The sequence below is a fragment of the Sphingobacterium endophyticum genome, from assembly GCF_009733535.1.
In the GTDB taxonomy this organism is placed as follows: Bacteria; Bacteroidota; Bacteroidia; order Sphingobacteriales; family Sphingobacteriaceae; genus Sphingobacterium; species Sphingobacterium endophyticum.
This window is the reverse complement of sequence record NZ_SMMI01000025.1, coordinates 14,849-39,663: the sequence shown is the minus strand read 5'-3', so window position 1 is coordinate 39,663 and position 24,815 is coordinate 14,849. Positions and strand designations below refer to the sequence as shown.

Here is a 24,815-nt window from a genome sequence, read left to right as displayed (position 1 = left end):
ATTATTGTTTTTTATTTTTTAGCGTTAAATCAAATACAAACCAAGCGATTGCAAATACACCGACAGCAAATACGATATCTCCAGGTGTCCGCATCCATTTTAGGAAGATCATTCCCTCTTGCTGCATCAACTCAGCAGATCTTGCATACCACATTCCTTTTCCGATACTTTCTATGGCTTGCCATATTCCAACTGGCAACAAACTTAACAGAGCCATTCCCAGTAGACCAATATTTAAACTCCAGAAACCAATTTTTATTAATTTGTCATTCCATTTCACATCTCTATACAAACTTCTTAAGACAAATAACATCAATCCTATTCCCAGCATGCCATAAACCCCGAACAAAGCAGTATGACCATGTAGAGGAGTCGTATTAAGTCCTTGAACATAATAGAGAGCAATTGGAGGATTGATAATAAATCCGAAAACACCAGCTCCGAGGAAATTCCAGAATGCCACCGAGATCAAGAAATAGATTGGCCACTTATAGTCTTCTAACCATTTTGTTGCTTTGGACAGTTTGTAGTTATGATATGCTTCAAATCCTATGATGGTTAATGGCACAACCTCTAGAGCACTGAATGTCGCACCTAATGCCATTACAGCTGTAGGAGTACCGGAAAAATATAAGTGATGGAATGTTCCTAAGATACCGCCTGATAAAAAGATGATCGTTGAGAAAAGCACGCTGGATGTTGCGCTTTTCGGTTTCAATAATCCGAGTCGGACGAATAAGAAAGCCATAACAACCGTTGCAAACACTTCGAAGAATCCTTCAACCCAAAGGTGAACAACCCACCAACGCCAGTATTCTGCAATAGCGAGATTAGTTTGCCTACCCCACATCAATCCAGCTCCATAGAATAAGGCAATAGCAGAACATGAGATCAAGAACATAATGATTAGGTTCTTTTCTTCCCCCCCACGTTTAAGAACTGGAATTAAAGGACGAACCATTAAGGCTAACCAGACGAATAGTCCTACAAATAAGAATAGTTGCCAAAATCTTCCTAAATCTACATATTCATAGCCTTGGTGACCGAACCAGAAATTATCAACTAAATCTAATTTCTGCATGACCCCAAACCATTGACCGATCATTGAACCTGCAACAATGATTATTAAAGCGATGAATAGGAAATTGACACCGAAAACTTGAAATTTAGGGTCTTTTCCAGAAACTGCTGGGGCAATATAGAGACCAGTTGCCAACCAAGCTGTAGCTATCCAGAAAATGGCTAGTTGTGTATGCCATGTTCGAGTAACAGCGTATGGCAAGAACTGATCAATTGGTATTCCATATAATCCATCCCCCTCGACCCCATAATGCGCCGTTACAATTCCTAATCCCACTTGAACGAGCATTAGTAAACTAACTACCCAAAAATATTTTTTAACTAGACGCATGGAAGGTGTAACCCCTTGTCTCAACAAAGGATCTTCGGCAGGATATAAAAGTTCATCATCCTCACCGGCCTTAACCTGCCATAGCACCAATGCACCAACACAAAAAATCAAGAGAATGATACTTACACCCGACCAAGCTAATAAATCCATGGTCATTTCATTGCCAACCAGTTTTTCATTAGGCCAGTTATGTGTATAGGAAACCTCGGCATCCGGTCTTTGCGTTACAGTTGCCCAAGTAGCCCAAAAGAAGAAAGCATTCATTTTATGCATCCGTTCCTCATCCTTTATAGAATTGACCGGTATTGCATAATCCTTTCTAAGTTGGTCAAATTTTGGATCATCAGTAAATAAGCCTTTATAATATTCAGACAAAGCATGTATAGCTGAAACCCTGTCTGCATCAATCGTAATTGTTTTTTTATCTGGATCGTAAGTATTTTTTCTTATTTTATTCTTAAGGCGAGTTGACAATTGGGATTGCTGCTCTTCCTCTATTTCATCATAAGATTTTCCATAATCCTTTTGGGCATAGATATTTAGAATATGCATTGCTTCACGATGTAACCAATCTGCAGTCCAATCTGGAGCTACATATGCTCCGTGCCCCCAAATAGATCCTACTTCTTGCCCACCAATACTTTGCCATATATTTTGACCATCTTTAATATCACTTTCTGTGAAAATCACTTCTCCTGATTCATCAACAACCGATTCCGGTACAGGCGGTGATACTTGATAAATTTCATATCCATAATAGAGTAACACTCCAAAGGAGATAATTACCACTAGGATAAATGACCACCATAATTTTTTCTCTCTTGTCATTATTATAAGGCTAAATTGAGTATAAAAAGGCAGTCTAGAGTTTCTAGACTACCCTTATTTGTTTCAAACTATTCGGCTATTATTTTTCCTTTCATTAAGCTTGAGTGACCAGGAAACGAACAAATAAAGTCATAAGTACCAGGTTCGAGCTTAAAATCAATTTTGCTTTCTTCACCACCTCCAATTAATTTGGTGTGAGCGATGACATCTGCTGTACCTGGAATATATTCCGTATCCTGAGCTTTCATTGCTGCTTCAGTGAATTTAGCCACATCTGTCCCCTGTTTTAAGACAACCAAATTGTGTCCCATCACTTCCTTACCCATTTTACCAACATGTTTTAAGGTTAAACTTACTGGTTCAGCAGCCTTTACCTTAATTTCATTAACATTGAACTGCATTTGATCGTTACTTTCGACCGTAACGCTATTTGAAGTTGCAGGTGTACTTGTTTCAGGAGCTGGAGCTGTCTCAGCTGGAGTTTCTGTTGTATGGTTACTGTGATCAACTGTAGAGCTGCTATTTTGGTCTGAATTGCCACATGATGCAATGAACAGTCCTGTGCATAACGCTAATGTCCCAATGTTGAAGATTTTTTTCATAATGTGTTTTTCTATTTAAGACAAAATTGTCGCTTTTATATGTTTAAAAAAATTCAATTGGTCACTTTTTTGAGTGATGCTGACTATTTTTTAAGTTTTGTAAGGTATAGAACTTGCTTTTTGGGATTCGATGGAATATAATTTAACAAATGAGAGATAAATCATATTTTTGCAAGCATGAATTATCTAATAGTAGGTTTAGGAAACATTGGAAAAGAATATGCTGATACGAGGCATAATATCGGTTTTATGGTAGTAGACGAATTAGCAAATCAAGCAGGTACAACTTGGTCTACCTTAAAACATGCCTATTATACTGAATACAAACAACGCGGTCACAATATTTATGTTATTAAACCGACAACTTTCATGAATTTAAGTGGGAAAGCAGTCAACTATTGGATGCAAGAATTAAAAGTTCCATTACAAAACATATTAGTGATAGTCGATGATTTGGCTATACCATTCAGTTCTTTGCGAATCAAGCCAAAGGGATCAGCTGCTGGACATAATGGCCTTCGTTCCATAGAAGCGTCTGTAGGAGGTCAAAACTATGCTAGGCTTCGATTCGGCATCGGTGATAATTATGCCAAAGGAAGACAGGTAGATTACGTATTGGGACCATTTGATAAAGAAGAACAAAGAGAATTGCCTGCATTAATAGAACATGCTGTAAAAATGACGAACAGTTTCATAAACATCGGTATTGAACTTACGATGACCAATCTGAATACCAAATAATATTCAGAATTTTCTACAGAAATCCTTTAATAATTGGGCTATTTTCATTATATTATTATCAAAAATTATGAAATAAGCACATGGAAAGAATTCGACCATTTATTACTATCCCGATCGTTTTGATTTTTTTAATCTGGGGATCGACACAAGCTTTCCATCTGCTAAGTGCGGCATCGGACTGGGATGTATTTGTTGGAATCTGTTTGTTGATTCTACTCGCGGCTATTTTATATAAATTCATTATATATCTCTTAAAAAAAACCAATTAAATGAAAAGAAATCTAATCGCATTAGGTGCAACACTTATCGTTGCTTTACTGGTATGGATAATCTGCACGGAGAGAATTGACGCAGGTTATGAAGGCATAAAGGTTAAACTTTATGGGTCTGAAAAAGGAGTTCAAGATGTCAGTTTAGTGACCGGTCGGGTATGGTACAATCCAATTACAGAATCTATTTATGAATTTCCGACTTATGTTCAAACTGTTAATTATGACAACTTCACGGTGAATGCAAAAGATGGTTCTGTATTTACGGTTGACCCAACATTATCATTAAGGGTTGTATCGGGCAGTTCGCCAAAGATTTTCACCAAGTATCGCAGACCTGTTGAGGAAATTTTGAATATGACCTTAGTCAATCATATTAAAGATGTCTATAGAATTGAATTTAACAAGTACTCGACAGATTCAATAATTAGCAACAGGGAGAAGTTTGAGAATGGTGTTCAAGAGAAAATGGTTAAATTTTTGGAAGTGGAAGGTTTTGTTTTGGAGCAGTTAACTTCTGGCATTCAATATCCAGAATCCATTACTCAAGCAATTAATGCTAAGAATGCGGCAATTCAGAAGGCTCAGCAGGCCGAAAATGAGTTAAAGGTCGTAGAGGCTGATGCAAAAAAAATGATTGTTCAGGCAGAAGCTGAGTCTAAGGCAAATCAATTAAGACAGCAAACTCTATCACCATTGATTATTCAACAACAGTTTATAGAAAAATGGGACGGATCAACTCCATTATATGGAAATAGTCCCGTGATCTTTAAAGAGCTTAAATAATGAAAAGGCAACCATCGCGGTTGCCTTTTCTGCCTTTTTTGATTAAGTGAATTATTATTGTATTTAAATTATATTAATACTTTGTGGTAATGATGACTACCCCATTTTTAGCTTTAGGACCATATATCGCTTTAGCTGCGTCATCAGTTAATAAAATGGAGTTTTCAATTTCCGATGATTTCAGTTTTTTATATTCCTTATAGTTCTTAGGAACACCATTAATAACAATTAGTTGATCCCTGTTGGGGGTTGCATTCTTATTTTCAATGAACTTTTCGTCTTTTCGATCTCCAGCAGATGCGGAGATAGGCTGAGCTCTTTTCTCCTCTACAACGCTAATATTTTCCTTAGAGGCTACCTTAGAAATAAATTGGACAAGTGGAGGTTCAACATTTTTATTGACTACAACTGATTCAATGTTATTTGGGTCTATTCTTGCTAAATCTGAAGTTGAAATCTTCTTTCCATCTAATCGATATTCTTTGTTGTCTAAACCTTCGGTGTCCAATAAAGCAATTTCAGTAAAAGTTTTTCTGGGTTTATTCGATTTGATACCAATTCCCTGAACTTGACCTTTAAGAGCCGGATTTTCGCCGTCTACTTCAAACTTTGCGTTTGGTAAATCACCTTCTAATTTTCCAGAACCGGAAACTTTATCACCAGAAAGATTTACAGATACAATTTTACCGGCTGTTTGGACAGACTTAACAGTATCTTTTAATTGATTTTTCTTGGTTGTAAGGATAATTACTCCATGTTTAGCCTTTTCTCCATATAATTGCTTAGCACTCTCGTTTTTAATCACCTCCACAGATTCAAGGTTATTCGGATTAAAGGAAGTGCTTTTATAACTTTTAGACATCTCATTACCATCTAAAATGACCAAGGGTGCTTTCAAAGAATCAGCTACAATATTTTGAAAGAAATTTTCTGATTGGATTCTCGATCCAGGATTTTTTTGCTGCGTTATTGTTTGCTCATTTTCCGTTGACTCCTTGGCATTAAAAGTTATGGTATCTACTTTATTTGTGTCGACCGATTTACTTTCAATAAAGACTTGTTTAATCTGTTGTTTCAAATCCGTTTCTTGTAATTTGACGACAACTTTTTCAATTTTTGCTTCTGCTTGATTCACTGTAAAAGTGATTCCAGCGATGATCAGAATTGGAAGAAGAAAAACATACTTACTAAGTTCCAATTTGGATGATCTTTTTTTGTTCATCATCATAATGCGCTTTTTTAAAGTTTTAAAATTAAACTGATTGCTAATGCCAACCTGAGCACCTTGCTTAGTGACATGTAACAAGGAGTATTGATAAGTCTGTCGGTCCACACCTTTATCCAGGACTTGTTGATCAGTCAAGAACTCTAGATTTTGACGTACAGCTTTGCGCATCAGCCATACGAAGGGATTGTACCAACAGATTAGCAACACAATTTCAAACAGCAAGACATCGATACTATGATGGCCTTTCACATGTACATACTCGTGCTTGAAAATATCATTTAGCTCCAATTCTTGGTGCTGTTTTTTATGCAAATAGATTTTATTAAAAAATGAAAAAGGCGTAATTGGAAAAACAACATTCCGAAAAAGATATTCACGCCATTGTGAAGGTTTTGAATAGAGGTGAATCCGCAATAAACTTGCTAATTGTGTAAACAATTTGATCAGAAAAACTGTCGAACCGATCATAATTACAACGATAAAAAGATCGTTAAGAGAAAATCCAGGTTCAGAATTTTCTATTACTAAAGGTAAATACTCAAATATGACCCCTTGTGGAACAACTATTTTTTCAGCAAACCAACTCTTTACGTTTAAGAAGGGATAAATAAAAGCGTACAGAGATCCAATCAGAAAGTAAACCCTATTTAAATTATAAAAGGTTAAGTTTTTTAGAAGGATTGCATATCCAAAATACAGTAGTGTCAGTAGAATGTTTACCTGTATGACATAGGTTAGAATAGATTCCATTACATCAAGATTTATTGTTTTTAATCATTTTCATGATTTCTTCCAGTTCTTGTTCGCTCAACTTCTCTTCTTTCACAAAAAAGGAAACCATGTTTTTGTAAGAATTTTTAAAATAATCTCCTACAAATGAGTTCATAAACTTGCCTTTGTATTCTTCCACATCTAAAATTGTTTCATATCGTTTTGCATTAGCATATTTCACTGCCTTGACATATCCTTTCTTTTCAAGATTACGGATTGTTGAAGCTAAAGTTGTGTAAGGCATATCCTTATCTTTCAGATTATCCAAGATTTCACGGATAAATCCACCATCTAAATGCCAGATTGACAACATAGCTTCTTCTTCCTGTATAGTAAGTTTTTCCATTGATCTACGTATTTATCACTAAAGTACGAATTTTTCGTAGATGTCAAAATATTTTAACATTTTTTAGCGTGCTGCTTGCAGATAATTTAAGGTTGAATTCGAGTAATAATTGAGAGAAACAATAATATAGTGCCTTTGAGTAAAGATTTGTCTTGAATAAACAAGTTTGAAAAATAAAGTTCGAATTATGTCTTAAAATGACCATTTTGTGTCATAATTATTCATATTATACATCTGAAAATAGAAATCAATTTTATACATTTGTAAGAATACGATAAAAGTATAAAACACAAATAATACAAGAAATTTGATTATGTCGGAAACTGCATCTATTAACTTAAATGGGTCTACATATGAAATGCCTGTAATCACAGGAACGGAAGATGAAAAAGCCCTAGATATTTCAAAATTAAGAGATTCTACTGGATACATTACCTTAGATCCAGGATTCAAAAACACAGGTTCTACTAAGAGTGCCATTACATTTTTAGATGGTGAAAAAGGTATCTTAAGATACAGAGGATATGCTATTGAAGATTTAGCTGAGAAGTCTACATTTTTAGAAGTTGCTTATTTATTGATTTATGGGGAGCTTCCTACGAAAGAAGTATTAGAAAAGTTCCGTTCAGATATCAGAGCACAGATGATGATCCACGAAGACATGAAGAATTTCTTTGCAGGATTTCCATCTAAATCACATCCAATGGGTCAATTGTCTTGTTTAGTAGGAGCATTGTCTTCTTTCTATCCTGAGTCGTTGAATCCAAATCAAACTGAAGAAGAAGAGAATAAAACGATTATCAATTTATTGGCTAAAATGCCTACGATTGTTTCTTGGATACAGAAGAAATCATTAGGTCATCCTGTTGTCTATCCAAAAAATAACTTTGGATATATCGAGAACTTTTTGAATATGATTTTTGGAGAGGTTAATCAAGATAAAACCTTCGATCCATTAGTAATCGATGCAATGCATAAATTATTGATCTTACATGCGGATCACGAGCAGAACTGTTCAACATCCACAGTACGTATGGTAGGATCATCGAATGCCAACATGTATGCTTCGATTTCAGCAGGTATCAATGCGCTATGGGGTCCATTACATGGTGGAGCCAACCAAGCGGTAATTGAAATGCTTGAAGCGATTAAAGAAGATGGTGGTGATGCTGATAAATATCTTGCAAAAGCAAAAGATAAAAACGATCCTTTCCGTTTGATGGGATTTGGTCACCGTGTATATAAAAACTTTGATCCACGTGCTAAAATTATCAAAAAAGCATGTGATGATGTTTTAGAGAAATTAGGAGTACAAGATCCAGTTTTAGATATTGCTAAACGTCTTGAGGAAGCAGCATTAAATGATCAGTATTTTATTGACAGAAAACTATATCCAAACGTTGACTTCTATTCAGGAATTATTTACCGCGCATTAGGATTTAACTCTGATATGTTTACCGTATTATTTGCATTGGGACGTCTTCCAGGATGGATTGCACAATGGAAAGAGATGCGCGATAACAAAGAACCTATCGGTAGACCAAGACAAGTTTACATCGGAGAGACTTTACGTCCATACGTTGAAATCTCAGATAGAAAATAATATTTCATATTCACAACAAAAAATGCTTCGAAAAATTCGAAGCATTTTTTGTTTATAGTATTTTAAGAAAAAAGACTTCCAGATTATTTTGGTTCTAAATTTCCTTTGACCAATTAGTACCAAGATTTCTATAGGAAACAAAAAAGGCTCCTATTGGAGCCTTATATCTAATTTTAATAGAAATAATTACAGTTTTATAGAGATTCTTTTAACAATTGTTTCAGAACCACCGGATACTCTAACGAAATAAAAGCCTTCGGCAAGTTTTTGTTGAGTTTCGAAACTAAGGTTTTGCATACCAGCATCTAAACTTCCGTTATGTAAACTTAATACTTCATTTCCTAAAGCATCCATTACTTTTATTGTAATATTATTTACTTTTGCAAGCTTGAATGTAACAGAGATTTGTTCTGAGATAGGATTGTAAAAAACTTTCACATTGTTTATCAGTTTATCGTTCTCATCTTCTTTCGATTTAGAGCGCTCAATAGCTGAAATTTTGGAAGGTGCTAGACTCGCATATTCAGGGGAAACATTTGAATTAGAAGCTTGAGCATAGCTAGCTACTCCTAAGAATAGGAACAGTGAGCAGGCAACAAGGTGTGATATTTTTCTAAATTCTAATTTCATGTCTCTATTTAGATATTCGAATTAGGTTATGGTTTAATCAAATGTAAACATTAATTCCATAAATCCTATTACAAAAGTAACGTTTTTTCATTTTTTTTAAGGGAAATTTTAAATGCTTTAACAATTTTTAACAGGAAAATACGTTGTCGCATTAAATGTTGTAATTTCGCCTTCGATTTATAATAGAATAAAAATAATAAATTAATATGTCAGGAGACCATAAGCAGAACCTTCAGCGCCTTAGCTGGTCAGGTTTATTAATCAGTTTAGGTATCATTTTTGGAGATATCGGAACTTCTCCCCTCTACGTTTTCAAAGCTATTTTTAATAAAGGTGAAATTCAGGAAATCATGATCTATGGTGGTTTATCCTGTATTTTTTGGACCTTGACTTTACAGACCACTATTAAGTATGTGATAATCACCCTCAATGCTGATAATAAGGGTGAAGGTGGAATCCTATCACTTTATTCCTTAGTGCGAAAGCGGGCAAAATGGCTGATCATTCCAGCAATTATCGGTGGAAGTACTTTACTAGCAGATGGTATGATTACCCCTGCTATTACGATTTCTTCTGCTGTGGAAGGGATTGCAATAAAAAACCCTGGGTTTCCGACCATTCCAGTTGTCGTTTTAATAATTTCATTACTATTTGTTATTCAGCGGTTTGGAACTAACATTGTTGGACGAGTTTTTGGGCCATTGATGTTTGTATGGTTCTCTACGATTGGATTTTTAGGATTCTCCTACCTTCATCATTCACCTGAAATATGGAAAGCTCTAAATCCTTATTATGCCTATGAATTATTAGCCACTTACCCCAATGCTTGGTTTATTATTGGGGCTATTTTCCTTTGTACAACAGGAGCCGAAGCTTTATATTCTGATATGGGACACTGTGGAAAGTCCAATATCAGAATCAGTTGGATTTTTGTTAAACTCATGTTGATCTTCAATTATTTTGGTCAAGGAGCATGGTTGCTTGAACATGTAGGTACTCAAATGGGAGAAATTAATCCATTTTATGCGATTATGCCTGATTGGTTTATTATATGGGGGGTAACCATTGCAACAATAGCGGCAATTATTGCCAGTCAAGCAATGATTTCGGGTTCATTCACGCTAATTGCTGAGGCTGTACGCTTGAATATTTGGCCTAAGGTTGCAATCAGATATCCGAGTGATCATAAGGGACAGATTTATGTTCCTTCTGTCAACTTAATACTATATCTAGGTTGTATGCTAATCATCCTAATCTTTAGGGAATCAAGCAATATGGAAGCGGCTTATGGATTAGCAATTAATCTAACCTTCATAATGACTACTATTTTAATGACAGTCTTTATGATTCGTAAAAGAATTAATCCCATATTGGTTGGACTCTTTGCTATTGTTTACACAATTATCGAGGTTGCATTCTTAGTAGGTAACATTAGTAAAATAGCACATGGCGGATGGTTAACATTACTATTAGCACTGACATTATTCGTCATCATGTATAGTTGGTATGGGGCTAGAAAAATTAAGAATAGATTCGTTAAATTCATAAATATTAAGGATTATTTCCCTATCCTTTCTGAATTAAGCGAAGATAAGTCTGTTCCTCAATTTTCATCCCATCTAGTATACCTTACTAGTGCCAATAACATAAATGAAGTTGAGGCTAAAATTACTTATTCGATCATTAATAAAAAGCCTAAACGTGCGGATGTCTATTGGTTAGTACACGTAGATGTAATGGATAACCCACATACAAGGGAATATAAAGTAACTCAATTGATTCCTGGTAAATTAATTAGGATTGATTTTCATTTAGGCTTCAGAGAAGAACAAAAAATCAGTTTGTTATTCAGAAAAGTTGTTGAGGATATGGTCAATAAGGGAGAAATTAATATTACCAGCAATTACGATACACTGAAAAAATACAATATCCCAGGAGATTTTAACTTCGTAGTATTAGAAAAAGTGATTTCAAAAACACATTTCTTAAAATGGAATGAGAAAATTATCCTAGAGATCTATAAAATCCTGAAGAAATTCAGTCTTTCAGAAGAAAAAGGGTTTGGCTTAGATAGTAGTTTTGTGACTCTAGAACGAGTACCATTGACAATTCCAAACACTGAAGAAGTTAAGCTAACAAGACTTTAAAAAAAGAAGGCTGCCAATCAAATGGCAGCCTTCTTTTTCATCTAGTTATTTTTCATCTTGAGCTCTTAATTTTGAATTTCGATACCCATATCCAAAATAAATTCCTAAACCTGCCAACAGCCAAAGTATAAAAATTATCCAGTTACTAGCACCTAATTCAGACATCAGATATAAGTTAACCAGAATACCTGTTACCGGCAACAAAGAGAAATTATATTTAAAGCTTAGGACACTCAGAACCAACCAGGCTAACCAAAAGACAATGACCAATGATTTATGCAAAATAATCTTGGTGGAGCCCATTTCTAACCAATGTGATAAAGATTCCCCACTAAATTTAATCGCTAAGATCAAACCAATGATAAATCCAATTCCTACGATGTACTTTCCATTTACATATGGAACTTTAAATTTTGAACGCTTTGAAAGGCCGGAATGATCCATATACAATACCCCGCCACAAACAAGGATAAAAGCAAAGAATGTACCAACAGAGGTAAGATCTACGAAGAAGTCCATCTTAAAGAATAAGGCAGGAATAGCCACAACAATTCCTGTGATAATGGTGGCAAAAGATGGTGTTTTATATTTTGGATGGATTGTAGCGAACTTCTTCCATAAAAGACCATCTCTACTCATAGTCATCCAAATTCTAGGCTGTGCTAATTGGAACACTAATAATGCGCTTGTAATAGCAATGACTGAGGTAACAGAAATAATTCCTGCCATATGATCAAACCCAACGTATTCAAAGACATAAGCTAAAGGATCTTTAACATTTAATTCTTTATAGTTTACCATGCCTGTTAATACTAAAGTAATAGCGACATAGAGTACAGCACAGATTAAAAGACAATAAATCATTGCACGCGGAAGATCTCTTTGAGGATTCTTACATTCTTCGGCAGTTGTTGAAATAGAATCAAATCCAATGAATGCAAAGAATACAGCAGCTACGCCACTCATTACCCCTCCTATTCCATTGGGTGCGAATGGTGTCCAATTTTCTGGTTTTACAAAGAAGATACCTCCGAATATCACAGCGAGAATTATTCCGATTTTAATCAATACCATGATATTACTCGCACGCCTTGACTCTTTGATCCCGATGTAAACTAACCATGTTACTAAAAAAGTAATAAGTCCTGCTGGTAGGTCGAAAATAATTGGGAAATCAAAAATTCGAGGAGCGGATTGATATGCCTGCAAAGCTAATTTATCTATTTTCTCCATATTCTCAATGCCTACTTCAAGGAATTTTGCATGGGCATCCAATGCATAACCAGGAGCCATGGTAAGCCATTTGGGCAGATGTATTCCAAAACCCTCGAGCATTGACACAAAATATTGCGACCAAGAAATGGCAACAACCATGTTTGATACCGCATACTCGAGAACGAGGGCCCACCCTATTATCCAGGCAAAAAGTTCACCAAATGCAACATATGCATAAGTATAAGCACTACCTGAAACAGGAACTGTACTTGCAAATTGTGCATACGAAAGAGCAGTAAACACACAAGCAAAAGCAACAAAAACAAACAATAGTGATACAGCCGGACCTCCATTATAACTGGCCAAACCAATTGTACTGAAGATTCCCGCCCCCACTATGGCTGCTATTCCCAGGGAAACCAAATCTCGAACTCCTAATATTTTTGCTAAGCCAGAACCGCCATGTTCAGCGTCTGAAAGAATTTGATCAACGCTTTTCTTTCGGAAAAGTCTATTAGACATATTTTAGTTAATTTATTGGACAAGTAACAAAAGTGAAAAAAATTATGACAAATACGTTATGTTATCTTGAATATATGTGTAAATATCTTTAAAATCCTTTAGGTCCTCATTGCAGTAATCAACTAATACATGTGTTAGTCCCTCATGAATTCCTGGAGGAACCTCGAAGGTCCAAATCCGTTTTGAAATATTAATTAAAGGTTTAGAGATCTGATCCAAATCCTTGTAATCTGCAATATATTTCCAGGCAATGAATTTATCATAGAAAGTTAAGAATCCATCAATATCTTCAACCCCAATGGTCCTTAGATATCCTTTTAAAATCGGTCTATTAACGTTTTCCAAATGCTCATACAGTCTTGACACATTTACCAATTGATGTCTAATAAGCAGATGATCAAGCATTAATTCAACAGCAATATGCGCCATAAAAGTTCCACGAATGGGTGTACCTTCTAACACTGGATCTAATTTTCTTTTTAAATGGTGGCAATGAGTGAGGAAAAATTCACTACTATGGAATAATTTATCGATTTCAACATGGCGATACCAGCCTTCAGAGATTTCCATGCTCAAGGGATGGATAAAAAGCTGTTCTTCATGTTTTTGAGGATGAAAAATATAGGTCTTATCTACATTCTTCAATAAGTCGGGCAGCAATGAGCCTAAAACACGTTCAGGAACCGTTGCAAACCTTTCAAAATAGAAATGAGAAAGAAAATTCATCCGTAATATCTAATCAATAATTCTCTGAAAGATACATTTTAATCTCGTATCTTTGCAACTTAAATTAAAATCTTAAGGGTATATTATGAACTTTGTAGAAGAACTACGCTGGAGAGGCATGCTTCAAGACATCATGCCAGGAACAGAAGAATTGTTAAACAAAGAACAGGTAGCAGGATACATCGGTTTCGACCCGACAGGCGATTCACTACATGTTGGTCATTTAACTCAAATCATGACCCTAATTCACTTTCAACACGCAGGACATAAACCGATTGCGTTGGTTGGTGGAGCAACAGGGATGATTGGAGACCCTTCATTTAAATCAGCTGAACGTAATCTTCTTGATGAGGCTACGTTGCAACACAATGTAGCATCTTTAAAACATCAATTAACCAAATTCTTAACATTTGGTGAAGGTGAAACTGATGCGAAAATGGTGAACAACTTCGATTGGTTTAAGAACTTTAGCTTCTTAGATTTTATTCGTGATGTTGGCAAGCTGATTACCGTGAATTATATGATGGCCAAAGATTCTGTAAAGAAACGTTTGGAAGGCGAAAATGGGCTTTCCTTCACTGAATTCTCCTATCAATTAATTCAAGGTTATGATTTCTATTACCTTTGGAAAAACCAGAACTGCAAAATCCAAATGGGAGGTTCTGATCAATGGGGTAATATTGTAACAGGAAGTGAAATCGTTCGCAAATTAGAACTAGGAACTGTTTTTGGTTTAACTACACAATTAATTAAAAAATCGGATGGTCAGAAATTCGGAAAAACTGAATCTGGTGCTGTTTGGTTAGACGCGAAGAAGACATCTCCTTATAAATATTATCAATTCTGGTTAAATGCTACGGATGATGATGCGAAGAATTGGATCAAGATCTTTACTTTAAAACCGAAGGAAGAAATCGATGCGATCATTGCTGAGCATGATGCTGCTCCACACTTAAGAATTGTGCAAAAAGCATTAGCACATGATATTACTGTCCGGACTCACTCTGAATTAGATTATGAAACCGCTGTAAAAACTTCAGAATTTCTTTTTGGAAATGGGGATTTAAGTTTCTTGTCTAACTTAGACCACGATGCAGTTTTAGAGGTATTTGATGGGGTTCCACAATTCACACTAGACAAAAACAAATTGGAGGATGGAATAAATATTCTAGACCTCTTGGCGGTAGAGACTCAGGTGTTCTCCTCTAAAGGTGAGGCTAGAAAAATGTTGCAGGGAGGTGGTGTTTCTCTTAACCGAGAAAAATTAAATGACATTGAATACATTGTCAATACAGACAAATTGATCAATGGAAAGTATTTAATTGCTCAACGTGGTAAGAAGAACTATTACTTAATTACGGTAGCATAAAATTTTAGATATAAAAAAATCCCGTTAGGCAATCTAACGGGATTTTTTTATTCTCTAACTTTTTAAAGTTCTAATATTTTATAATTCAGCACTTCCTTCATTTCATTATTCAATTCTGTATAAATAACTATTGTATTTACAGAACGATCTTTTCCAGCTAGCGAGATTTCAAGATCATTATATTTTTTATCAGTTGAGCTAATTTTAAATTTAAAACTCTCTTTTGAAGAATATTCATGAAAGCCATATATTCTTGAATCAAAATTATAGCTGAATTTAGAATTTAGATAGTTAAAATCAAGTTTAATTGGATGTAAATCATCAACCAAATTCACTACCCTAATTTTCAATTTCCCAGGATTTGATTTAATAATATCATCCTCTGTAACTAATCCCTCAACATTATTTTTCCCAAATAAGAAATAGGTATAGAATTTTGAATCTTTGAAATCTCTTTCAGATTTATGATAGATTTGATTACCTGTTGATACAATATCAATTTTCCTTTTACCAGGGAATATAGTACGATAGTTTAAATATCCACCTGTACTAAAATCATCTTCAGTTTTATTAATCAGTTTACCATCTACTAAAAACTGAAGATTTTTGGTGGACTGAATACCATTAAATGCAGCAATTCCTGCAAAAGAATCATGCAATGAGGCATTTAAACTTTCAGTGGAATCTTTCGCACAACTTTGTATGAAAATTGAAAGAATTAGCACAAAAGCACCCAGTAATTTTTTATTAATTTGAAACATACTTATATTAAAACCTTTTAATTCAAATATACAACGAAATTGGAGAGCTTATTGCTACAAGTTCATAGAATTCAAATCAATGAAGACTCACATTCTCTCATTTTTTTTTAAGTTTGTAATAACGTAAATAGCGTCATATTGAATGGCTAAATTAAATACATTTAAAAACGGTAGTGGAACAACTAGGACTAAGAAGGCGAAGAACACCACTATTTCATATGAAAAAAGAGCTAAAACAAAGTCTTTCGAATCCATCAATTTCTCTGAAGGACAAAGGAAGGCTCTCAAAATATTAGGTTTATTCCTGCTGTTATTAGCTGGATTATTCACTGTTGCTTTTGTTTCCTACCTCTTTACATGGCAATCCGACCAGAGTTACATTGCTCAAAGCAATGGTGGTTGGAGCACACTATTGCAAACTTCTGAAGAAATTCATGATGAAAATATAGACACACCTATTGTACAGAATAAATTAGGGAAATTCGGAGCTTTATTGGCGAACCAGTTTATTTATGAATGGTTTGGGGTTGCCTCTTTCCTATTCATTCTAATGCTTTTTGTCATTGGATATAAATTCCTTTACAAAAGATCACTTCTTCCTGTATGGAAAACTATTCTTTATTCATCCATATCCATCATTATCTTATCCATTACTTTAGGTTTCGCACAAGATTTTATCTCAAACACTCCTCATATTCTTGAAGGGAAATTTGGATTTTGGACAAATCAAATCCTAAAAAATCAAATTGGAACTGTTGGTACGGGTGGGTTGTTAGTCTTTGTATTTCTAACGGCATTAGTCTTACTGTACAACTATGATCTTAGATTCTCCTTCCAATCTTCCAAAAAAGATTTAGAAGATGAGGATGAGGAATTTGAAGGTGATGATGCTAACTACACCACTGTAAACAATAAAATTCGTCAAAATCAACCTCAAAATGTAGCTACTGAAACTTTTTCACTTCCGGAGGAAGAAGATGAAGTTGATACTTTAGATTTCAATTCTGAGGAGGAAGAGGAAAATACAGTTTCATTACCATTGAATGTCAATTCGATTAAGCCAAACACAAATTTTGGAAGATCTGAAGACAAAGAAATTGAATTTACGATAGATGCTCCAGTTGTTCCTGAAAAGAGAGTTGAAGAAGTTGCTGAGCCAGCACTAACTGTTGAAAAGGTTATTGAAGAGAAACCAATTTCTGCTAATGATTTGGTCGATAAATTCGGAGAATATGACCCAAAATTAGATCTTTCGGGATACCAATATCCAGGATTAGACTTGTTGAAGGAATACGGCAGTGGAAAGATCACGATCAATCAACAAGAGTTAGAGGCAAACAAAAATCGTATTGTCGAGACATTAAGAAATTACAGTATTGAAATTGAACATATAAAGGCTACCATCGGCCCTACAGTAACGTTATACGAAATCATCCCTAAACCCGGAGTACGTATTTCTAAGATCAAAAATCTGGAGGATGATATCGCTTTAAGTTTAGCTGCTTTAGGAATTCGTATTATCGCTCCAATGCCTGGTAAGGGAACGATCGGTATTGAAGTTCCTAGCTCTACGCCTGAGATGGTTTCAATGCGCTCTATTTTGGCAACTGAAAAATATCAAAAATCGGATATGGATTTGCCAATTGCTTTAGGTAAAACGATATCCAATGAAGTTTATATTGCTGATTTAGCAAAAATGCCTCACCTATTAGTAGCAGGGGCAACGGGACAGGGTAAATCAGTTGGTATTAACGCTATTTTGACTTCATTGCTTTATAAAAAACATCCGGCAGAATTAAAATTTGTTTTGGTCGATCCTAAAAAAGTGGAATTGTCTTTATTCAAAAAAATTGAAAGACATTTCTTGGCCAAATTGCCTAATGAGGATGAACCCATAATAACAGATACTAAAAAGGTAATCAACACATTAAATTCACTTTGTATTGAAATGGATCAGCGATATGACCTATTAAAAAATGCACAAGTAAGGAATTTAAAAGAATATAATGCAAAATTTATCAATCGCAGATTAAACCCTGAGGAGGGTCATCGATTCTTACCATTTATAGTTCTTATAATTGATGAGTTTGCCGATTTGATCATGACAGCTGGTAAGGAAATTGAAACTCCTATTGCTCGTCTTGCGCAGTTAGCTCGTGCTATTGGTATTCACCTAGTCATTGCAACGCAAAGGCCGTCCGTGAATGTTATTACAGGATCGATCAAAGCTAACTTCCCTGCACGTTTAGCATTTAGGGTTCTTTCTAAAACCGACTCAAGAACCATATTGGATAGCGGTGGAGCAGACCAATTGATCGGACGTGGTGACATGTTACTTTCAACGGGTAGTGACCTAACACGCATTCAATGTGCTTTTGTGGACACACCTGAAGTGGATGAGATATCTGACTTCATAGGTTCGCAGCGAGGATATCCTTCAGCCCACCTATTGCCAGAATATGTGGATGAAAACGGTGAAGGTTCCGGACTAGCAGATTTCGATCTTGCCGATAGAGATCAGTTGTTTGAAGAAGCTGCAAGGTTAATCGTTATGCATCAACAAGGCTCAACATCATTAATTCAGCGTAAGTTAAAATTAGGATATAACCGCGCTGGAAGAATCATCGATCAATTGGAAGCTGCTGGTATTGTAGGTCCATTTGAGGGAAGCAAAGCACGCGAGGTGCTGTATCCAGATGAATACTCATTGGAACAATATTTGGAAACATTAAGAAAAGATAATTAATGATGATGAAATTTATGTATTTACTGGTTGCACTTTTCAGTGTAACATTCACTTTTGGCCAGAATGCAAAAAGCGTACTAGATGAAGTTTCAAGGAAATATGATGGCTATAAAACCATTCAATCTGACTTCACTTTTAAAGCAACACAAGCAAATGGTGAAAATTTTTCAGATAAGGGTCAACTATTCTTAAATAAACCTGTAAATCAATTTAAAATTAATTTACCTGCACAAGACCTTATCTCGGATGGTAAATCTACTTGGTCTGTACTAAAGGAAGATAAAGAAGTTCAAGTATCTGATGCAGATAATAGCGGTCAATCAATTGGCCCTAATAATATATTTACTTTTTATAAATCAGGTTACAAGTATGGTAATTCTTCTACCACTAGTAATGGATCTGATGGTAAATTAACTTCAATTGATTTAACACCTGAAGACAGCAAAAGTAATTACTCAAAAATTCAGGTTCGTATCAATAAGAACAAGCACATCCATGATGTGACTATCTTCGACAAATCGGGAGCAAAATATACATATACAATCAATACATTATATGTGAATAGCCCAATTGCTGAATCTACATTTCAATTTAATAAAGGAAAATATCCTGGATTCGAATTGGTAGATTTAAGATAAGAAACCAAACATTTAATATAGAAAAAGGCGAGTACCGATGTGGTTACCCGCCTTTTTTAATTATTCGACTTTTACAGTTAGATTTAATCTTCCACCTGGAGCGGTATCACCATTAATGTACCAATCCAAAGGATCGTCTTTCATCATATTATCCGACCATTTAAATTCTATGTTAAAACCCTTTGAGGGCAACCCAATGGTTGAATTAGGGATTTTTATTAGCAATTCATTTTCAGAAACAACAAAATCAACAGTTCCGAAATCTTTCCAGAACCCATTGCTAAATTGCTGTAGCTGATTTCCATTAATTACTCTATAGTCGTAGCCGAACCATCCTGAATTGTAATTTGCATCTGTATTCAACCAAAGTACCATCCAATTGTTGGAGTTTCTTTCTGTCAACTTATTATTCGTTTGAACATAAAACCCTAATTCTTTGGGCGAAGATGCAAATTTTAGGGTTTTCAAATCATTTCTACCGGATTCATTTTTATATTGAACTGTAGGCTCGCTTTGAGCTCCTGGGTGGTCTCTTTTCAATATATCCCCGACATAATCAACATAGATTTCTTCCGTGTTTTTCCACCCCTTCAATTCAGGCAACTTATCTATACTTTGAACTTTTTTCAAGGCATCCATGCCTTTATACCTCAAAATATTACTGATCATTTGCATATAATAATTATCCTTCAGTCCACCGGTCCATGTTGGCTCAATATCCCTACTATATTCAGCATTTGCTTGATCAACAAAATGAGCTTGATTTTTCTTTTCATCCGATCTGCTCCATTTACCTGCAATCCATTCATTCCAACCCGTGACAAAGACAAAAGGAACATCTTGTGATAGAGCATAATCCCACTGTTCTTGGATATTATAACCAAAAAAGATATCCTTTTCAGGATTACCTGGATGTCCTTTTCTATAGCTTCGTCCCCAATTTCCTGGAGCACCATAAAAAGCAGAACCTCCCATTGAAGCGTCCAAATTGGGATGCTGCGAAGCAGAAACATTTATAATCTCACGTTCACCACGATTGTTTTTATAAACTTTCTGTGGCCTTTGAAACTCAATCCATGGCCATCCATCTACTTTTTCAGGTTCATTGGGCCATTGAGATTCACGAATAGTAAAAAATTTTTCATAGTTCCTTCCTTTCGCATCTTTCCCAAGTCCAATTATCAACGGTTTTCCATCTAAGATAAACCAGCTTTCCTGATCTTTGTCTTTTGCAGATTCAGAATAAAAAGTATCGTAGATCTCTTGCATAGCATCAGCTGAGGCAGTATTTGTATAGAACACCAGCTTAGGTGCTTTTTTACCTTGTTCTCGCACTGTTTTTAATGCTGCAAGTAAGGCCTTGACTTGTGGAGCATAGGTCAATCTATTGGTAGCATCCAATATTAAAAAATCTACTTGAGCATCCGTCAACAATTGCATATTCTTCAGATGAACCCAATAGTCGTCGCCCTTATAATACCCATAAATAGGCTCTCCCCAAAAATAATATTTTCCAGGACCTGCAGAACCTCCACCCCAGTTTGGATGATGAAAGTCTTGGAAGACCTCAGGATGATACTGATAAAGCTTGGTCAGATCCCAATTTCTTTCAGATGTTGGAGAACCCTTATCCCCTTGCCACAGAAAATAAAAGATTCCAACTTGCTTTCCTGCTTTTTTTTCACCGACTTCATTTTGCTGAGGCAATACTCTTCCTAAATCATCAACTCCTGTAAATACTTGACCGTAACAGATCGTATAGAAAAAAGCGAATGAAAAGATTAGAGAACGACTCAATATTGACTTTTTCATAATAAGTTTTAAGGTTAAAAAATTAGGTTTGTACTACAAAATCTAATCTGCTTTATAAACAAAATTAAATCGACCACCGGGTGCTGTATCACCATTTACATAGAAGTCCATGATATTTCCGTTCTCTTGCATATTATCATTCCATTTAAATTCAAAATTTACAGGTTTGCCATCTAATTTTAACAGCGACCTAGAAACAGCAATTTCAAGTCGGTTATTCTGAATGGATGTTGGAGCTGTTCCAACTGATTCCCATTCCCATCGGCCAGCTATATTTTTCTCTATAACAGCTTTATTATTCTTGGGATTAACCCTGTTAATCACATAATCATATCCATTCCAACCCGTGCTTTTATCTCTATCTACATCAATAAACAACATCATCCAATTTGGATCAGTGGACGGGCTCAATTTTTCAGCAGTTTCGACGTAAAAGAATACATCGGCTTTATCTCTTGCGACGCGAGCTTCAATAATATCATTTCTACCACTGTTATTTGTGTAATACTCACTGTATCTGCCACGGTGATCCCTGTGGATGGTATTACCTGCATAATGCTTAAACTGCGGCAATACATTATCCCATTCATTTTTATTACCAATTTTTATGGTCTTTGCTTCAGAAACCTTGGTTGGAGGGTCTAGTCCTTTAAATTTACGCACGTTGTCGATCAATTGTTGGTAATATACATCACCTTTGTCACCCCAGCCCTTATTAGGTTCTATATCGCGGCTGTGAGTCCAATCAAATTGATCAACGAAGGAAAATGGATCTCCTGTCCAACTATCTTTTGGCAACCATTGTCCAGCTATGTATTCGTTCCAGCCAGTCACAAATACCAATTCAGGATCTAATTCAAATGCTCGGTCCCACTGTTCTTGAAAATTCCATCCATATAGGTAACCATCTACTCTAGGGTCAAAACCATTTCTCTTACTATAACTTCTTCCATACGTTCCTGGGAGGTTAAAAGCTGAGCAATGTCCATTAGTTGATGGCCCTGCGTTTTGTGCAACACCTACCGCAACCTGTTCGAATTTCCCATTATTTAATGCTGCATATCCGTGTTGAGGATAATTCTCGAGCCAAGCCCATTGATCATTTCTTGTAGGTCCATCCACATAGTCGGGTTGTCCGGGTCTGAATGTAAAGAAATTTGCAATTTCTAGGTCGGTTCCATTCTTTTCTAAATTATCTGGATAAGCCATAATACCTGGCTTACCTTTCCAAATAAACCATAGGTTTTTATATCTGCCCGGCTGATAGACATCTTTATACAATTGTCTCAATGATACTGCAGAATGTGGTACAGGACCGAATGGCAAAAGAAAAGCTATTTTGGGTACTTTCACTCCATCTTTTTGTGCTTGATCCCAAGTTTTAAATAATGCTTCATAAGAATCTTGCCAAGTCAAACTTCCATTGGTACAGTCAAAAAACACCACATCCACCCCTGCGTCTGCCAACATTTCAGCATGTTTTCTCAAAACCCATGGATCTGTTGTTTTATAATATCCAAATAAAGGTTCCTCCCAAAAAAAGAAACCAGGTTTTTTTGTTCCCCATGCCGGATGGTCATAATCCTTCATAGCTTCAGGATATTCTCGGACGATATTGGTTATATTCTTGACTTGATAACTAGTATCATCATTTCCTTCGTGCCATGTCCAATAAAACATAGCTACGGTTTTATCCCGCTTTGGAGCACCTTTTTCAGAGCTAATTACTTTTCTGCCCAATGCATCCGTAAATGCCCAGTCATTACTGCTCACAAAAGGTACTTGCTGTGAAAATGATGTGCCCTGTCCCAATAAAATTAGGAAGATTGTTGTTAAAAAAATTTTATTCATTAGGTTTAGGTTTTTTGGGATGGCTAATCAAGCCATCCCGGGTTTTGCCAATTTTCTCCAGTTAACTGGAAAATTTTGTTCACTTCTATTTGATCAATAGGATATAATAAGAATTTGTCTGCTGAACTACCACGATCTCTAAATTTAAATCTAGTAAATGTTTCTGATTCACCGCTTTTCTGAATGCGCATCCCTGTTACGAATTTATCGGTAGTACTTAGGAGTTTCCATCTGCGTACGTCAAAATAACGATGTTCTTCAAATGCCAGTTCGATTCGTCTCTCATTCCTGTATCTTTTTTCAAAATCTTGCTTGGTCATCCCTGTTTTCAGATCCGGCATGCCTGCTCTTTTTCTAATGGCATTCAGCGCCTCTCTTGCACTTAATCCTAGATTTGAATCATTCACTTTCACATCGGCACCTACAGACTGATAGGCTGCCTCAGCGAAGTTCAGGTACAATTCTCCAAGTCGAAATAATCGAACTGCTCCATCAGAATTATTACTCGCTCCAGAGCGATGGTTGTTGAATTTCCTTAAATAATATCCAGTTCTTGTATATCTTCTATCTGTTGTAGAAATGCCTTCCGATCCACCAACATAGGTTTGAATCAAGCTACCTGCAAGGTTCCTATCAGCGCCATTATAATAAATCGAGGCATAGAAACGAGGATCTCGACCAACATAAGGTTTCATTGGATCATACCCTGATGCAGGATTTATTATAGGTTGTAAATGATTCGCATCAGAATAACCCAAAATTGGGGTTTCTCCATTTGCCATTTCATAACTATCGACTAATTCTTGGGTAGGATTTGGCCCTGCTCTTTCCATTCCTGGGTTTGTAGGCAAACCAGCGTTTTTCCATACTTGTAATTGACCACCCAATTGATAGATTGTTTCTTTATCAACGGCACGTTGGTCATTCGAGGAGGTAATAAAATATAAGGCATAGGCATTTTGCGCAATACCCGCCTCGGGTTTATTAGCAAACAATTCATAACCATTGGCAAGACATTGTGCCAAGGCTTCTGCCGTGATTTTCGTCGCATCCTCCCATGTATAGGTACCATCTGACCATAAGGGACTAGCCGCATATGTTACAGCCTGAGATTTGATCGCATAAGCTATGGCTCTAGACATTTTACCGAACTGATTATCATAAATTGCCCAGGAAAAACCATCTCTGGTATCAGGAACTTTTAAGGCTTCATCACAATCTTTCAAAATAAAAGTTACTATCTCTGAGAAAGATGATTTCTTGTCCTTAGAAAAGTCATGATCTAAAGGTAGTGGGGCATCAAATAAAGGCCCCGAACCGTATCGTTTTATTAACTGTAAATAATATAATGCCCTTAAAGTATGGGCTTGAGCAACCCAACCTGCCTTTTCTTCATCCCCAACATATACGGTCGCTGTCTTTATGTTTTCCAAAAAAACATTGCATTTTCTTATCCCTTCATATAAGCTTGTCCAAGGTCCGCCATCTGGAGAGTAGTTAGGAAAAGTGGATGTTGTAATATTTCCACCATACCACATGATGTATTGTGAACCATCGATTACATCATCGGCATCCTGTGCTTCATCAGAATAAGATGATCGTATAATATTTGGACCAGGGGCATGTCCATAGCAGGAATTCAGATACCCTCTCGTTCTGTTATAATCACTGAATACCTGATCCATGCTGATTCTACCATCACTTGGTAAATCCAATTGCTTATTACATGATGTTGAAAGACATATCAGAAGCAATGAGTAAAAGATATTTTTATGTAGTTTCATAATTTTTGTTCTCTTAAATCAATAATCTA

18 protein-coding genes are annotated in these 24,815 nt (G+C 35.8%); 7 read left to right on the top strand and 11 right to left on the bottom strand.

Annotated features, from left to right (window positions below; translation table 11 throughout):
- Window position 1: 1 nt before the first annotated feature.
- Together E0Y80_RS19490 and azu are read right to left on the bottom strand one after the other, a co-directional pair.
- Window positions 2-2,239 (bottom strand): nitric-oxide reductase large subunit, encoded by a 2,238-nt coding sequence (locus tag E0Y80_RS19490; RefSeq protein ID WP_197091686.1) that lies wholly within the window; start codon window positions 2,237-2,239, stop codon window positions 2-4.
- A 68-nt stretch (window positions 2,240-2,307) separates the two neighbouring features.
- Window positions 2,308-2,841, bottom strand: coding sequence for an azurin (gene azu, locus E0Y80_RS19485; protein WP_156309330.1), 534 nt, complete (start codon window positions 2,839-2,841; stop codon window positions 2,308-2,310).
- A gap of 177 nt (window positions 2,842-3,018) precedes the next feature.
- Between azu and pth the strand changes: the two genes are divergently transcribed.
- Entirely contained in the window at window positions 3,019-3,582 is a 564-nt protein-coding gene (gene pth, locus E0Y80_RS19480; RefSeq protein WP_156309329.1) for an aminoacyl-tRNA hydrolase, read from the top strand.
- A gap of 269 nt (window positions 3,583-3,851) precedes the next feature.
- The gene (locus tag E0Y80_RS19475) at window positions 3,852-4,637 is read left to right on the top strand and encodes a prohibitin family protein (RefSeq protein ID WP_156309328.1); all 786 of its coding nucleotides are present in this window, start codon (window positions 3,852-3,854) and stop codon (window positions 4,635-4,637) included.
- Between the two features lie 73 nt (window positions 4,638-4,710).
- On the opposite strand, the gene E0Y80_RS19470 is transcribed toward E0Y80_RS19475, so the two are convergent.
- Together E0Y80_RS19470 and E0Y80_RS19465 are read right to left on the bottom strand one after the other, a co-directional pair.
- Window positions 4,711-6,615: a M56 family metallopeptidase gene (locus tag E0Y80_RS19470; RefSeq protein WP_156309327.1), complete on the bottom strand. Its 1,905-nt coding sequence runs from the start codon at window positions 6,613-6,615 to the stop codon at window positions 4,711-4,713.
- 4 nt (window positions 6,616-6,619) lie between these two features.
- The gene (locus E0Y80_RS19465) at window positions 6,620-6,982 is read right to left on the bottom strand and encodes a BlaI/MecI/CopY family transcriptional regulator (protein WP_156309326.1); all 363 of its coding nucleotides are present in this window, start codon (window positions 6,980-6,982) and stop codon (window positions 6,620-6,622) included.
- Between the two features lie 313 nt (window positions 6,983-7,295).
- Here E0Y80_RS19465 and E0Y80_RS19460 point away from each other — a divergent pair, with 313 nt between their 5' ends.
- Window positions 7,296-8,585 carry a citrate synthase gene (locus E0Y80_RS19460; RefSeq protein ID WP_156309325.1) on the top strand — a complete coding sequence of 430 codons (1,290 nt, stop codon included), beginning with the start codon at window positions 7,296-7,298 and terminating at the stop codon, window positions 8,583-8,585.
- A gap of 186 nt (window positions 8,586-8,771) precedes the next feature.
- Here E0Y80_RS19460 and E0Y80_RS19455 read toward each other — a convergent pair whose 3' ends face one another.
- Complete coding sequence (locus tag E0Y80_RS19455; protein ID WP_156309324.1) at window positions 8,772-9,215, bottom strand: T9SS type A sorting domain-containing protein; 444 nt, start codon at window positions 9,213-9,215, stop codon at window positions 8,772-8,774.
- A 206-nt stretch (window positions 9,216-9,421) separates the two neighbouring features.
- Here E0Y80_RS19455 and E0Y80_RS19450 point away from each other — a divergent pair, with 206 nt between their 5' ends.
- Complete coding sequence (locus tag E0Y80_RS19450) at window positions 9,422-11,362, top strand: KUP/HAK/KT family potassium transporter (RefSeq protein ID WP_156309323.1); 1,941 nt, start codon at window positions 9,422-9,424, stop codon at window positions 11,360-11,362.
- A 45-nt stretch (window positions 11,363-11,407) separates the two neighbouring features.
- Here E0Y80_RS19450 and E0Y80_RS19445 read toward each other — a convergent pair whose 3' ends face one another.
- Window positions 11,408-13,099, bottom strand: a complete 1,692-nt coding sequence (locus E0Y80_RS19445) for an amino acid permease (RefSeq protein WP_156309322.1) — start codon at window positions 13,097-13,099, stop codon at window positions 11,408-11,410.
- Window positions 13,100-13,141: 42 nt separating this feature from the next.
- Window positions 13,142-13,825 carry an ACP phosphodiesterase gene (locus tag E0Y80_RS19440; protein WP_156309321.1) on the bottom strand — a complete coding sequence of 228 codons (684 nt, stop codon included), beginning with the start codon at window positions 13,823-13,825 and terminating at the stop codon, window positions 13,142-13,144.
- A gap of 85 nt (window positions 13,826-13,910) precedes the next feature.
- Here E0Y80_RS19440 and tyrS point away from each other — a divergent pair, with 85 nt between their 5' ends.
- Window positions 13,911-15,194: a tyrosine--tRNA ligase gene (gene tyrS / locus E0Y80_RS19435; RefSeq protein ID WP_156309320.1), complete on the top strand. Its 1,284-nt coding sequence runs from the start codon at window positions 13,911-13,913 to the stop codon at window positions 15,192-15,194.
- A gap of 62 nt (window positions 15,195-15,256) precedes the next feature.
- Here tyrS and E0Y80_RS19430 read toward each other — a convergent pair whose 3' ends face one another.
- Window positions 15,257-15,955, bottom strand: a complete 699-nt coding sequence (locus tag E0Y80_RS19430; RefSeq protein WP_156309319.1) for a DUF4397 domain-containing protein — start codon at window positions 15,953-15,955, stop codon at window positions 15,257-15,259.
- A 142-nt stretch (window positions 15,956-16,097) separates the two neighbouring features.
- On the opposite strand from E0Y80_RS19430, the gene E0Y80_RS19425 reads away from it, so the two are divergent.
- Window positions 16,098-18,701: an FtsK/SpoIIIE family DNA translocase gene (locus E0Y80_RS19425; protein ID WP_156309318.1), complete on the top strand. Its 2,604-nt coding sequence runs from the start codon at window positions 16,098-16,100 to the stop codon at window positions 18,699-18,701.
- Entirely contained in the window at window positions 18,701-19,339 is a 639-nt protein-coding gene (locus E0Y80_RS19420) for an outer membrane lipoprotein periplasmic chaperone LolA1 (RefSeq protein WP_156309317.1), read from the top strand. The genes E0Y80_RS19425 and E0Y80_RS19420 overlap by 1 nt, the downstream gene beginning before the upstream one ends.
- Window positions 19,340-19,399: 60 nt before the next feature.
- On the opposite strand, the gene E0Y80_RS19415 is transcribed toward E0Y80_RS19420, so the two are convergent.
- The 3 genes from E0Y80_RS19415 to E0Y80_RS19405 are packed head-to-tail and all read right to left on the bottom strand — an operon-like array spanning window position 19,400 to window position 24,786.
- Entirely contained in the window at window positions 19,400-21,151 is a 1,752-nt protein-coding gene (locus E0Y80_RS19415; protein WP_156309316.1) for a hypothetical protein, read from the bottom strand.
- A 42-nt stretch (window positions 21,152-21,193) separates the two neighbouring features.
- Window positions 21,194-23,002: a glycoside hydrolase family 71/99 protein gene (locus E0Y80_RS19410; protein ID WP_156309315.1), complete on the bottom strand. Its 1,809-nt coding sequence runs from the start codon at window positions 23,000-23,002 to the stop codon at window positions 21,194-21,196.
- A gap of 23 nt (window positions 23,003-23,025) precedes the next feature.
- Window positions 23,026-24,786, bottom strand: a complete 1,761-nt coding sequence (locus E0Y80_RS19405; RefSeq protein ID WP_156309314.1) for a RagB/SusD family nutrient uptake outer membrane protein — start codon at window positions 24,784-24,786, stop codon at window positions 23,026-23,028.
- Window positions 24,787-24,815: the final 29 nt, after the last annotated feature.

Bases quoted from the DNA above. Each gene is read 5' to 3' on its own strand.
- E0Y80_RS19440 (WP_156309321.1), bottom strand. From the start codon at position 13,825: ATGAATTTTCTTTCTCATTTCTATTTTGAAAGGTTTGCAACGGTTCCT.
- E0Y80_RS19445 (WP_156309322.1), bottom strand. From the start codon at position 13,099: ATGTCTAATAGACTTTTCCGAAAGAAAAGCGTTGATCAAATTCTTTCA.
- E0Y80_RS19410 (WP_156309315.1), bottom strand. From the start codon at position 23,002: ATGAATAAAATTTTTTTAACAACAATCTTCCTAATTTTATTGGGACAG.
- E0Y80_RS19405 (WP_156309314.1), bottom strand. From the start codon at position 24,786: ATGAAACTACATAAAAATATCTTTTACTCATTGCTTCTGATATGTCTT.
- E0Y80_RS19490 (WP_197091686.1), bottom strand. From the start codon at position 2,239: ATGACAAGAGAGAAAAAATTATGGTGGTCATTTATCCTAGTGGTAATT.
- E0Y80_RS19450 (WP_156309323.1), top strand. From the start codon at position 9,422: ATGTCAGGAGACCATAAGCAGAACCTTCAGCGCCTTAGCTGGTCAGGT.
- azu (WP_156309330.1), bottom strand. From the start codon at position 2,841: ATGAAAAAAATCTTCAACATTGGGACATTAGCGTTATGCACAGGACTG.
- E0Y80_RS19460 (WP_156309325.1), top strand. From the start codon at position 7,296: ATGTCGGAAACTGCATCTATTAACTTAAATGGGTCTACATATGAAATG.
- E0Y80_RS19455 (WP_156309324.1), bottom strand. From the start codon at position 9,215: ATGAAATTAGAATTTAGAAAAATATCACACCTTGTTGCCTGCTCACTG.
- E0Y80_RS19420 (WP_156309317.1), top strand. From the start codon at position 18,701: ATGATGATGAAATTTATGTATTTACTGGTTGCACTTTTCAGTGTAACA.
- E0Y80_RS19415 (WP_156309316.1), bottom strand. From the start codon at position 21,151: ATGAAAAAGTCAATATTGAGTCGTTCTCTAATCTTTTCATTCGCTTTT.
- E0Y80_RS19425 (WP_156309318.1), top strand. From the start codon at position 16,098: ATGGCTAAATTAAATACATTTAAAAACGGTAGTGGAACAACTAGGACT.
- tyrS (WP_156309320.1), top strand. From the start codon at position 13,911: ATGAACTTTGTAGAAGAACTACGCTGGAGAGGCATGCTTCAAGACATC.
- pth (WP_156309329.1), top strand. From the start codon at position 3,019: ATGAATTATCTAATAGTAGGTTTAGGAAACATTGGAAAAGAATATGCT.
- E0Y80_RS19475 (WP_156309328.1), top strand. From the start codon at position 3,852: ATGAAAAGAAATCTAATCGCATTAGGTGCAACACTTATCGTTGCTTTA.
- E0Y80_RS19465 (WP_156309326.1), bottom strand. From the start codon at position 6,982: ATGGAAAAACTTACTATACAGGAAGAAGAAGCTATGTTGTCAATCTGG.
- E0Y80_RS19470 (WP_156309327.1), bottom strand. From the start codon at position 6,615: ATGGAATCTATTCTAACCTATGTCATACAGGTAAACATTCTACTGACA.
- E0Y80_RS19430 (WP_156309319.1), bottom strand. From the start codon at position 15,955: ATGTTTCAAATTAATAAAAAATTACTGGGTGCTTTTGTGCTAATTCTT.